Source organism: Bacillus sp. BC05(2025) (genome assembly GCF_056725905.1).
In genome coordinates, this window is the sequence record NZ_JBWYRA010000007.1 from 92,421 (window position 1) to 105,297 (window position 12,877).

The following is a 12,877-nucleotide window of genomic DNA, read 5'->3' on the forward strand; positions in this document are numbered from 1 at the left end:
GTTTGCCACTTATTTTTTGGGTTCTAAGCCAATAGAGCGTAAGATTTTATCTAATGTCACTGGCCCTACATTTTCTTTTGGTTTCTGATTTTCTTTAGCCTCTGGCCCCTTTTTCAAGAAGTTTTTCTCGATAAAACGAATATCTGTTTCATCTACAACACCATCTTGATTTATATCTCCATCTTTTACAGATACTTTTCCTTTTCCATACGATAAAGCTGCTATTCTAGCATCTTGAATATCTACCATTTTATCGCCGTTTACATCACCTGCAAGGTTATCATCCATGTCAGCTCTAAAGTTTTGTCCCACTAATTCACCGTCTTGCATCTTCCCTATTTTTGTTGTTAATTTACTATTTAAATGACCTGGCATTTCTACGAAAATGTCATATTCTTTATCGCTTACTGGAACACTATGAATCTCAAATTGCCCATTTTCATTAATCGTTCCTGTATATTTCTTTCCATCCTTGCCAACTGCGTACACTTTTGCTCCTAGTTTTGTATAGTCTTTCTTACCTAAATACCCCTCTTCATTCAAGAAAGCTTCCGGACCAATATATCCTGTAACCGTTGAATGTTTTGACACAATAGCAAAAGGTTTATCTTTAAACACAGGAATCTCATTGCCTTCTGTTGCACCAACTTTTGTATAAGAGAACTTATCTACTCCAAATGCAGTTAAATCATTAAAGTATTCATCGCTCGTCATCTCGAATGTAACATCTAAAAATGGTGTATCTCCATCTAATCCTTTAAATTCTTTTCCTTCCAATGAAGCGCCAACTTTCACCTTGTTTTCCCAAGTTCCTTCTTCACTTATCTTCGGATCCTCTAATTTAAGGTTCAGTCCATGTTGCTTTACATATTCCGTAAGTGCTGGGTTTGGTTTCACATCTGTAAATTTAAAGAGCTGCTTGTAATAAGGAATTTCAAATGTACCTGACATAAGCTGTTTTACATTATTAAGATTCAAAGTTAACGTAATTTTTTCACCTAATTTGATTTTATCTTTGTCATAACTTGGAACAGCGTATTCTGTCCCTTCTTTTACAAAGACATAATCTTTATATCCAGTTGCCATATTGCCTGCAGTGGCAAGGTCATATCCAAATAATTTTAAATTTAACGGCTCATTTATTTCCTCTGGAAGTACTCCAAATTTAAAATCACCATTTGCTTGAATTGTATTCAACCAACCTGATGGGAAGGCTGAGTTTTGATAATATACAATTTGATTCGCTTTTTGATCATACTGCAAGCCTTTTGCCTTTAATGCATCTACTGTAGAATCATAAATATTACCATGCACCCATAATGCACGTTGGCCGTCTTCTTCTTTAAACATGGAATCATTGACTTCGTGTATACCAGGTTGTACATCCTTAAATTTCATTTCAGGTATTACATTATCAATGATTATGCTATCGCCTTTTGTATACGATTTCCCTTCTTTATCATATCCAACGAAGTTCAATTCGTAATCTCCATCAGGCAACATAACAGGTTTATCCCCAATTGGATGAGCTGGATCTCCTGTGAACGGAAGTACATACCCTCCCATACCAGAAAACATCATATACTCAACATTTGGTGTTAGACTACTTGCATTAAGTGTACCAACGACTCCTAATGCCTTCCCTGTCTTTCGGTCCTTCACAACTGCATCAATGGTTTCAAGAGGACTATTTAATTTAAATGTCAAAGGCGAACTAGGTCTTTCCATAAATGGATGGAATTTAGATGCATCTGTTGCCATTGCGTCTCTCAGCAAATCTACAGATTCAATCCCTTTTTCTGTGAACTTCACTGCAAATGGCACTTGATATACTTCTTTTTCATTGTTTTTATTTGAAATATGAATATATCCCTCATATCTACCGAATTCAGCATTTTCTGGGATGATAATTTCAGGGCTAATTTCACCTGATGTACCAGGAGCTACTTTAATAGAATCTTGTACGTTCAGCTTCACACCATTCTTCGCTGCATCTTGCACACCTACACTTGTAGGTGAAAACTCTACTTCTAATTTAAACTCTTTCCCATCTGTTTTACTGCTGTTCTTAATTAACACTTTTCGACTATCTTTAATAGGGCCATTTCCAAGTTGATTTTTATACCCGAATGCAATAGAACCTGTTTTTTCTTCAATTTCTACTTCTTCATCATTTACAACGTTTGATGTTTTATCAATAACCTCGATAGCTGTATCTGCATGAACCGCACGATACGCATCAATTCGACCTGATCCTACTTCAAATACAGAACGCTCTTCTTTCAAGTCAACCGCGGTATTCATAAGCGCTTCTTTTACTTCAAATGGACTATAGTTTGGATGTTCTTGTAAAATGAGTGCCGCAACCCCTGCAGTATGAGGAGTTGCCATAGATGTGCCTGACATACGTCCATACGCTACTGGATAATTTTCTCCATCCTTTGGATCATTAATATATTCAGGAACAGTTGAGAAGATAGACACACCTGGTGCTACAATATCCGGTTTAATATCATCTGTTTTCGTTGCAGGACCACGGGAGCTGAAATCAGCTAAGTGATCTCCCTCTGTTTTTATATTACTAAGTTCTCCGAACGCTAACGACATATCTCCTTGTACAGCTTTTGCTTGTAATTTCTCACCATCTACTTTTGTTAAGCGGAACGATGGAATAGATGATGTACTTTCTCCAAGATAACTTGTAATTTCCCCATCTACATTGTTATATACAATTACTGCTTTTGCGCCTGCTTCCTTAGCATTTTTAATTTTTTCATCAAATGTAATATCACCGCGTTGGATAAGAGCTAACTTCCCTTTTATATCTTTCCCTGTAAAATCACCTGATTTCCCAAGCCCTGCATATACAACCGATAAGGATTGTCCTTTCAAATCTTCAATCTTATCAGTAAAGCTTTTTCCAAGTAGCATCATCTTATCTACATGTACATCACCTGCATCAGCGGAAAACGTTGGAATAGTCATTGCAGCATCACTGGCTCCCACTGTAATGGGAAGTGCTGCTGCACTAGGTGATCCAATGGTACCTTCTTCCGGACCACTATTACCAGCTGCTACTACTGTAACAACACCAGCTAACATCGCATTGTTCACTGCGACAGAAGTAGGATATAAAGGATCATTAATAGACGCTCCTAGTGATAAATTGATAACATCCATATCGTCTTTCACTGCTTTATCAATTGCAGCCAGGATACCACTTGTTTGACCACTTCCATACGGCCCCAATACACGATATGAATATAAATCTACATCTGGAGCAACGCCCTTAACCGCATAATCTACATTATTCTTTTTGTCTGCAGAAATTGTCCCAGCTACATGAGTACCATGGGATGTATAATATGCACTTCCCTCATAAATCTCAGGATATCCTCCAGAATTTTGCCAATCCTTATACGTTGTTTCCATTGGATCAGCATCATTATTAACAAAGTCCCATCCTTTTATGGAGTTCGGATCTATTTTGCTTGGATCCTCACCTTGTTTTGCACGATATCCTTTATATGCATCTTTTAAATCTGGGTGGTTGTAATCAATACCTGTGTCCAGTACACCTACCTTAATTCCTTTACCTGTTATTTTTTCATCATGTAGCTTGTCCACACCAATTTGCGGTACACTATCTGCCATTTTTGGCTCGATACCTGCCTTAGATGTTTCTTTCGGCAAATCAATTTTGACCTCACGATCTTCCCATACACGCTTAACAATACCAGTACGAACCAAGTCTTCAATCATATTTGCTGGTAACGACATTGCTACACCATTAAAAGCATTCTTATATTCTCTTGTTATTTTTGTAGATTTTAAATTTGTACCTTTATCTTTATTTTTTTGAAGCTGTTCAAGCTCTGCTTTAAACCCTTTATGTGATGCCTCTACCTTTTGCTCCGCATTTGAAAGAGCTAACTTTTTTCCTTTAGCGGCTTGTTTTAATACCTCAATTTTGCTAGGTGCTTGCTTAAATTCTATAATTACATTCACATTATTAGGGCTTGCTGTATTTATACCTGGTGAAATAACAAAACCCGGTTTTGTATCTAACGTTTTCAAAGCATTACGTTGTTCCTTTGTAAGACCTTTCAATACAGCATTTGCATCATCAATCCCAGTTAAAGTAGATGTATTTACCTCTTCCGCTAATACGTTATATGGAATCCCTTGAGACAATAACATTCCAGCTGTTAACGTTCCAATAAGAATCTTTCCAAATTTCCCTCGTTTCATATTGCATCTCCCCATTTTTAATATTATTTTTTGAAACAAATTGATTCTTAAATCCCCATTTAGCATTGGAAACTCTAGTAATCTTAATCTTTTGTATCATGAAAGATTTCCAATACTACTACCATCCCCATACCTCATATAGCTAAACTCACTCTACTCTTTCTATAAGGGCCCCCCATCATTTATTTCCAACAAAATATTTTTACAAAATGAATTATTAACAAGGTTAAAATGTAATTCTATTTTTATTATTCCACATTTAGATTATTCTGAAAATTAAACAAAAGGAGTATCTTTTCTCTAAGGATTCTATGCCTACATAGTACAAAAGAACTATCTTGTCCTTTATTCTTTGTGATACAGAATAAAGCAACACGATAGTTCTTTGAAAGATTTCTTATTTAATCTAGCGGAACCAATTGATTTCGAACTGCATAAATCACTGCCTGCGATCGACTTTTCACATTTAGTTTTTTAAAAATTTTATTGATGTGAATTTTAACTGTTTTATCACTAATATATAGAACTTCAGCAATTTCTTTATTACTAAGTCCTTTTACTAATTCAAAAAGAATTTCCTTTTCACGTTCCGTCAGTTCATTTTCATTTGATTCTACTTTCATTTTTTGCTGATGATATGTAATCAATTTTTTAGTCATACGCGGATGAATAACAGAATCGCCTCGATATAACATTCGAATCGCTGCTACTACCTGCTCCGATGATGAATCCTTCAATAAATAACCATCAGCACCAGCCTGAAGTGCGTCCATTAAATACTCATCATGCTCATACATTGTAAACACAAGTACTCGGCAATTCGGATATTTTTTTTTCACTAACTCTGTAGCTTCAATTCCATTTTTCCCTGGAAGATTAATATCCATCAAAATACAATCTGGTCCACATTCTTCTACTTTTCCCAATACTCCATCCCCAGAGCTAGCTTCTCCAACCACTTTCATATCAGATTCATCCTCTAGTATGCTCCGAATTGCGTCCCGTAAAAAAGCATGATCATCTACTACTAATATTTTAATCATTTTACGCACCCCTTGTTTGTGAATCTGGAATTAACAGTGTAATTTCTGTCCCTCTCCCTACAGAACTATCAATCTGTAAAGTAGCCCCTAATTGTTCAGCTTGTTCATTCATATGTAATATACCATAATGTGGCTCATTCTTCGTTTTAATCATAGACTCAAATAATGAAAAACCAACTCCATTATCCTTAACCCTTAAAAGCACGTGCTCACTTTGATAGCTAAGTAAAACATCAGTCTTTTCTGCTTTTGCATGTTTTACAATATTTTGCAAACTCTCTTGTAATGTATCAAAAATAACCCTTTCTTTTGGAAAACTAAGCGCACGTGCATGACCTCTTTCATGATATGTAATATCTAGTTCGTATTCTTGTTTTAAAGATTTTATTTTACTCGCTATCGCCTGCTTAAGTCCTAATTGTTGTGTGGGATATGGTTTTAGAGCATAAATAGAATAGCGGACTTCTCCTAAGCTTCTTCTTAAATCTTTTATACTTTTCTCTACTACTTGCTGCATATCTATTGGTTTATCACGGTATTTTTTCTGCGCGGATTCTAGTTGAAATATCACCCCGGCTAATGTTTGCGCAATACCATCGTGAATTTCTCTTGCGATTCTATTTCTTTCTTCTAAAATCATTCTTTTTTCCTGCTCAGAAATCAATATCCTTGTTTTAACTACGTTAGCTAATTGGTTAGAAAACGTAGCTAACGACTGTACATCTTCCGGAAAAAAACCTGCAGTTCTACTTTTTCCTGCAACAAACATTCCGACTAGTTCACCATTTACAATAAGAGGAAAATATACAAGTGAGCGTATGACACTATCAAATATTTCATCTTTAGGAGCCGTACCAATTTTCCAATCATTAAATACTAGATTTTTAGAAAGTTCCTCAAACGCCTTTGTTTTTTCTGAATCGTCAGAAATATGAGGGCGGACTTTTCCATCTTTTAATAGAATATTCCAGTTCCCATCATCTTTTGTCCATATTACATATGCTTGTATGCCGAAAAAACCTTTAAGTGCTTGTTTAATATGCTTCAAGTTTCCTCCGGTTAGTCCTCGACTAATTTCGGTCGTAATAAGAAATAATTCATATAATCGTTCCTTCTCCATCCTTATCCGTACAGAAAAAGAACTAATAATTGAAGCTGCTACAAGTGGGAAAAAGAAAAACAGTACTGTAACCTCGTTTACTTCCACACTATATGTACTAATTAATACATGCATCAGTGCTGCATAAGAGAAACCAAAAGTTTCGCAAAGAAATACAGTTACAGTTTTTTTATACCACTGATAGATTGAATATGGTTGCGGAAGGAGTATCATTAACAAATCGTAAAAGCGGTTGTTGAAAAAACAAAAAAACACGCAAAATAATAACAAAGATATTAAATTTTCATATAGAACTGACATATCTATCTTGTTAATTAATAAAGACATACATTTATTTAAAAACCATTGGGCCAAGATCAAACTAAGCGCATGCTGAGTACTATTAAATAACATTCTTTGTAGCGGCGACCGACGATGCAGGTGAATAATTAGTGTTACGAGTACAATAGCAATAATAGTTATATGGATTCCAAACTGCCAACTCATAGCGTAAATTATCGGAAAGGTAAGCGAGCTAGTTCCTCTCCAAAATCGTACAGGAAAATACTCTGCAATCCCCATAAATATTAATAACAATATTAATATCGTTGGATAAGAAGGAATTTTAATTTCAAGTAAAGATATAGTTATAGTAATCAAACCAAGAAAAGAAATAAAATAAAGATAAGAACTCGCAATCTTTTCTCTCATAAAGATAGAATTTACATCCTTCAAAACAACCCCTTCTTCCTTTATAAAATTTCATTTTCTCTATTATCCAATAAAAAACCGGCACTGGCAAAATGGAAGAACCTCCACTAGCCAATCACCGGCTGTGTACTGTACCTAAAAAGGCAAGACACAATACTAGTATTATAAATCGCTTTTCATAAATTTCCTATTCATCGAATGATGTAATTATGCATACCGCTAGTTTTACCACCTTATAGTACAAAAGATATATATTAATATCGCAAATATACTCTTTCTTTCCATCCCCCTACTTTTTCTAAATAACCCAAGCATAAATTTCTCACAAAAAGCAAAAATTAACAGGAGCGACTTTATTCTAATAGAGGTGGAAATTATGACTGAACAGAAAAATTCACAACAAAATAATAGCAAAAAACATATGTTTCCATCACTTCTGGAAAATATGAATTACATTGAAAATAAGCTCTGTCACTCAGATGATATAAAAAAATTAGATGTCCCTTTTCAAAATGGAAAAGGAATAATCATATATATTGAATCTTTAGCAGATCCAAATCTAATTCATCAATTAGCTCTTGAGCCATTATTAACGCGTTCGGATTTATCTTTAGATAAAGCTTTTTCTACGTTAAATATGAAAAAAGAAACGAATTTAAATTATGGGATACAACTTTTATTACAAGGTAAATCCTTATATTTTCATGAACACGTCGACAGTTTTTGTATTTTCGAAACAGCTTTATCTTTAAAGAGAGATATAGCAGAGCCTGATAATGAAGGAGTTGTGCGTGGTCCACATACTGGTTTGGTAGAGGATCTAGCAACTAATTTAACCTCTATTCGTAAACTCATTAAGAGTCCAAATTTAGTTGTTAAGTATTTTACACTCGGTGAAGAAATGCACACGAAAGTGGCAATTGCTTATATGCAAAATATAGCGAATGACGATTTAGTTACAGAAGTGAAAAGAAGATTAGGAACGATTAAAACGGATGCACTTATGCCACCAGGATACATACAAGAATTTATAGAGGATACATCTTTCTCGCCATTTCCGCAGCAATTAAATACAGAGCGTCCAGATAGAACTGTTGCTAATTTAATGGAAGGGCGTGTTGCTATTTTATCTGACGGAGATCCAACAGCACTCATCGTACCAGTTACGTTATTCGCTTTTTATCAATCACCAGATGATTATAATAACCGCTGGATTGTCGGTTCTTTCGTCCGAATGATTCGCTTAGTAAGTTTTTTAATTGCCTTTCTCTTACCAGCTTTATATATTGCAACTGTCGCTTTTCATCCTGATGTGTTGCCGCTCGAACTCGTGTATACCATTAAATCTTCATTAGAGAAAGTACCGCTTCCTCCTATTTTTGAGGCTCTCTTAATGGAGTTAATTTTCGAGTTATTACGGGAAGCTGGTATTCGCTTGCCGAGCCGCGTTGGACAAACAATCGGTATCGTCGGCGGTTTAGTAATTGGTGATGCGATTGTAAAAGCTGGGCTCGTTTCTTATACGATGATCATCGTAGTAGCTTTAACTGCAATCTCATCTTTTCTCGTTCCATCGAATGATATGAGTTCAGCTGTTCGAATTCTGCGTTTTCCATTAATGCTCCTTGCTGCCATATTCGGATATGTTGGGATATCATTCGGCCTAATTATAACTTTCGTTCACTTATGTCAGCTTCATTCTTTTCATACACCATATCTTTCTCCTGTCGCACCAATGCGGATTAAAGATATGAAAGATTCTTTCGTAAGACTACCAATTTGGTCATTTTGGGAACGACCACATGATCCAAAACCGAAAAAAATGCAACGACAACATGTAACGAGAGAGGATGAGGACGGTGACAAACACGCAAAGTAAAATTTCGCTAGTTCAATTTACCTTTTTCGTTATTCAATGCCAAATTGGAGTGGGCATACTTTCTCTACCAAACCGCCTTCATCCGATTGCCAAAGGCGGTGGGTGGATTTCTGCACTCATCGCTGGGCTTGCGATTCAACTTATTATTTTACTTATGTGGCTTTTCTTAAAACGATTTCCTGATGCAGATATGTATGAAAGTGTTTGTATGTTATTTGGGAATAAATTTGGAAAACTATTAGGTTTTTCTTATGTTTTTTATTTTACCCTTATTGGTATGACGGTCATGTTGAATGCTTGTAACGTCATTAAAGTATGGGTTTTACACTCAACTCCGTGGTCTGCAATTCTCACATTATGTACAATAGCTTGTTGTTATGTAGCTTATAACACGTTTAAAGTCATCGTACGATTTTATGTCATGGCCTCTATTCTTATTATTCCAATGGCTCTTTTAATTGCCCTAGGACTTTCCCGAGCTGATTTTTCTTATATTTTTCCGATTACAGAAGCTGGATGGTGGAATATTATTCAAGCATCCAAAGAAACAATTACAGCTATGTATGGTTTTGAAATTATTCTTATCGCTTTCCCAAAAGTAAATGGGACTGCTGTAGCAAAACTAAAGGCAATTTCTATTGCTAATGGATTTGTAACTCTCTTTTATGCTTTTACTGTTTGGATTTGCTTTATCGTATTTAGTCCAAAGCAAGTTGAGCTTATTCCAGAACCAGTTGCTTACTTATTACGCTCTCTTCATATTGGAATTATAGACCGAACCGATTTACTATTCATACCAATTTGGATGATAACTGTCGTAGCTTCTATTGCTAGTTATTACTGTGCCGCCTCTATAGGAATTGGACATATATTCAATCTTGCTAATCATAAAAAGGCTGTTCCAATCGTTGGTATTATTGCTTTTAGTGTAGCCTTATTTATAGATACACCTGAAGAATTAAAAGTAATTTCAACTTTCACTGATAAGTTCACCTATATTTTCATCGTTGCCCTCCCTCTTTTATTTCTACTTTATTCTGTAATAAGAAAGAAGAAAGGAAAACAGTATGTTCAAAAAAAGAGTTAAATTACTTTTAATATTATGTACTAGTTCCCTCCTTTCTGGCTGTTGGGATCAAGAACCATTAAGGGAGGCAAGTTTAGCTTATAGCATTGGAGCTGATATTACGGAAGAGAATAAACTTCAGCAAACAATCGAGCTCGTAAAAAGTTCAAGCGGAGAGCAATCTTCATTTGAGAATGAAATATATTCAGCAACCGGGCATAACATAATGGATACAAGCGATGCCCTAAAAAAAAATGTGACTGGGAATATTCGCTATTTCAAATATGGTGTTCAATTACTCGGAACCAAAATTCTAAAAAAGGGTATACTCCCCTATTTAGATGTCAGCTTTCGAGACCCAACAAACCCAACTGCTTTAGTAAAACTTATTGCAGTAGATGGTGAATCATCGGAGATACTCAAAAAAAAGAAAATAGGAAATTTACTAATTGGAGATTTTCTAAACAAAAAAGTGAAAAGCTTAGAAGATATGAGTGTATTTCCAAAAGAAACCTTAGAAACAGCTGCTACAAAAATGTTAGATCCCGGTAAAGACTTTACCCTCCCTTCTATAAAAATAAAAGGAAAAGAAGTAGTTACAAACGGGTTAGCTTTATTTAACAATGATAAATTAACTGGGCATTTACCCTTGAAACAATCTGTTTTATTCGTATTATTAACTGGAAAAATGGGAAGAAATGCCCGTATAACCCAGAAACTTACTAGCGATGAATCAGAGAAGAAATCTGATTATTTAACAGTGGAAATTAGCGATCGAAAGTTAAAACGAGATTTAAAAATAACAACAGATAAAAAAGGAAATGTTTATGCTCACATTAAACTCCAATTAAAAGTTATAGCACTTGAATCTCCAAGAGATAATCTGTATACAATGGACGACAGAGAAAAGCTAAATAAGGAACTTTCTAAACAACTCACGAAAGAAGCGAAAAAAATAACACGCAAACTACAAAAAGCAAATTGTGATGCTTTCGGTATTGGAAGACATCTTATCGCTTATCATCCTGACTTATGGAAGAAAAAAAATTGGAATAAAGATTATGCAAAAGTAAAATTCAAACCTGAGGTAGAAGTAAGCATTTTATATAGTGGTGTCTTAAAATAAAAGGTTGTATGCCACGGCGGGCATACAACCTTTTTATTTCGCATATCGATAGACAATTGATTCATATGGTCTTAAGTTAAGTTTTGTAATATCCTTGCTGGAATCTTGATAATTCGACAGTATTACTTCTTGTTTCATTCCATCTAATTGAACATGGGCTGGTACTGAATACGTTATTTCTTCTCCGTAGAAGTTATTAATAACAAGCAACACTTCACTCTCTGTAGTACGAGTATATGCCCAAATTTTAGGATGATTTTCATCTAAAATAGCATATTCTCCTTCTGTAATTACATCATACGTTTTTCTAAGTTCTATTAACTTTTTATAATGGTAAAATACAGACTCTTTATCTTCTAGTGCCTTCTCCACATTTATTTCTTTAAAGTTTTCAGCCACTGAAATCCAAGGTGTACTTGTTGTAAAACCACTGTTCATTTCTTCATTCCACTGCATCGGCGTACGGGAGTTGTCACGAGATTTTTGTTTTAAAATCCCGATTATCTCTTCTTTTGATAATCCTTCTTCTCGCTTTATATCGTATATATTTAACGATTCTACATCGCGATATTGCTCGATGGATTCGAATTTAGGATTCGTCATACCGATTTCTTCGCCTTGATAAATGTAAGGTGTACCTTGCAACATATGCATAGCTGTCGCTAACATTTTTGCAGATTCATTTCGGTACTTTCGATCATCACCGAAGCGTGATACAATACGAGGCTGGTCATGATTACACCAGAATAATGCATTCCATCCTCCGCCCTTTTGCATTTCAATTTGCCAATTAGACATAATCTCTTTTAATTTAATGAAATCAAAATCTGCTTTCGTCCACTTGTCTCCATTCGGATAATCTACTTTTAAATGATGAAAACTAAACGTCATACTTAATTCATTGCGCTCTGGGTTTGAATATTTTATACAATTATCAATTGTCGTAGATGACATTTCTCCAACTGTAATTACATCTTTCCCTTCAAAAACATTTCGGTTCATCTCTTGTAAATATTCATGAACACGCGGACCATCTGTATAATATTTACGGCCATCGCTTGTCGCCGTACTTCCATCATCATTTAAGAACTGTTGATCTTTCGAAATTAAATTAATAACATCTAATCGGAATCCAGTTACCCCTTTATCTAGCCAAAAACGCATCATATCATATACTTCTTCACGAAGTTTTTCATTTTCCCAATTTAAATCAGCTTGTGTCTCATCAAATAGATGTAAAAAATATTGCTCTGTCTTCTCATCATATTTCCAAGCAGACCCGCCAAACTTAGATTGCCAATTATTTTTTTCATCACGCCAAATGTAATAATTACGATATGGACTATTTTTATCTTCCTTCGCTTCCTTAAACCACTTATGCTCCGTCGAACTATGATTTACAACGATATCCAGCATAATTTCAATGTTACGTGCCTTTGCTTCTTCTAAAAGCTCTTCAAACTCTTCCATCGTCCCGTAAGATGGATCAATGCTGTAGTAATCACTTACATCGTATCCATTATCATTTTGTGGTGATTGGTATATCGGTGTTAACCAAATATAATCTACTCCGAGTTCTTTTAAATAATCTAGTTTCTCTGTAACCCCTTTTATATCACCGGTTTCTTTATTGTAATAGCTATTAAAGCTCTTCGGATAAATTTGATAAACTACACTTTTATGCCAATCCTTCATGTTCAAC

The 12,877-nt window shown here is 35.0% G+C and carries 7 protein-coding genes; 3 read left to right on the forward strand and 4 right to left on the reverse strand.

Annotated features, from left to right (window positions below; translation table 11 throughout):
* Positions 1–9 precede the first annotated feature (9 nt).
* From ACZ76X_RS20740 to ACZ76X_RS20750, 3 genes are all read right to left on the reverse strand, one after another.
* Positions 10–4,251 carry a S8 family serine peptidase gene (locus tag ACZ76X_RS20740; protein ID WP_479851555.1) on the reverse strand — a complete coding sequence of 1,414 codons (4,242 nt, stop codon included), beginning with the start codon at positions 4,249–4,251 and terminating at the stop codon, positions 10–12.
* Between the two features lie 401 nt (positions 4,252–4,652).
* A complete protein-coding gene (locus ACZ76X_RS20745) occupies positions 4,653–5,294 on the reverse strand; it encodes a response regulator (protein ID WP_000590673.1) in 642 nt (213 codons plus the stop codon).
* A 1-nt stretch (position 5,295) separates the two neighbouring features.
* A complete protein-coding gene (locus ACZ76X_RS20750; RefSeq protein ID WP_479851556.1) occupies positions 5,296–7,128 on the reverse strand; it encodes a GAF domain-containing sensor histidine kinase in 1,833 nt (610 codons plus the stop codon).
* Between the two features lie 352 nt (positions 7,129–7,480).
* Here ACZ76X_RS20750 and gerKA point away from each other — a divergent pair, with 352 nt between their 5' ends.
* From gerKA to ACZ76X_RS20765, 3 genes are read left to right on the forward strand one after another with little or no spacing between them, the layout of a single operon-like run.
* Positions 7,481–8,983: a spore germination protein GerKA gene (gene gerKA / locus ACZ76X_RS20755; RefSeq protein WP_479851557.1), complete on the forward strand. Its 1,503-nt coding sequence runs from the start codon at positions 7,481–7,483 to the stop codon at positions 8,981–8,983.
* Positions 8,964–10,070 carry a GerAB/ArcD/ProY family transporter gene (locus ACZ76X_RS20760; protein WP_479851558.1) on the forward strand — a complete coding sequence of 369 codons (1,107 nt, stop codon included), beginning with the start codon at positions 8,964–8,966 and terminating at the stop codon, positions 10,068–10,070. Before gerKA ends, ACZ76X_RS20760 begins: the two co-directional genes overlap by 20 nt.
* Positions 10,051–11,175 carry a Ger(x)C family spore germination protein gene (locus tag ACZ76X_RS20765; RefSeq protein ID WP_479851559.1) on the forward strand — a complete coding sequence of 375 codons (1,125 nt, stop codon included), beginning with the start codon at positions 10,051–10,053 and terminating at the stop codon, positions 11,173–11,175. The genes ACZ76X_RS20760 and ACZ76X_RS20765 overlap by 20 nt, the downstream gene beginning before the upstream one ends.
* A 33-nt stretch (positions 11,176–11,208) precedes the next feature.
* On the opposite strand, the gene treC is transcribed toward ACZ76X_RS20765, so the two are convergent.
* Positions 11,209–12,870: an alpha,alpha-phosphotrehalase gene (gene treC / locus ACZ76X_RS20770; RefSeq protein ID WP_479851560.1), complete on the reverse strand. Its 1,662-nt coding sequence runs from the start codon at positions 12,868–12,870 to the stop codon at positions 11,209–11,211.
* Between the last annotated feature and the right edge of the window lie 7 nt (positions 12,871–12,877).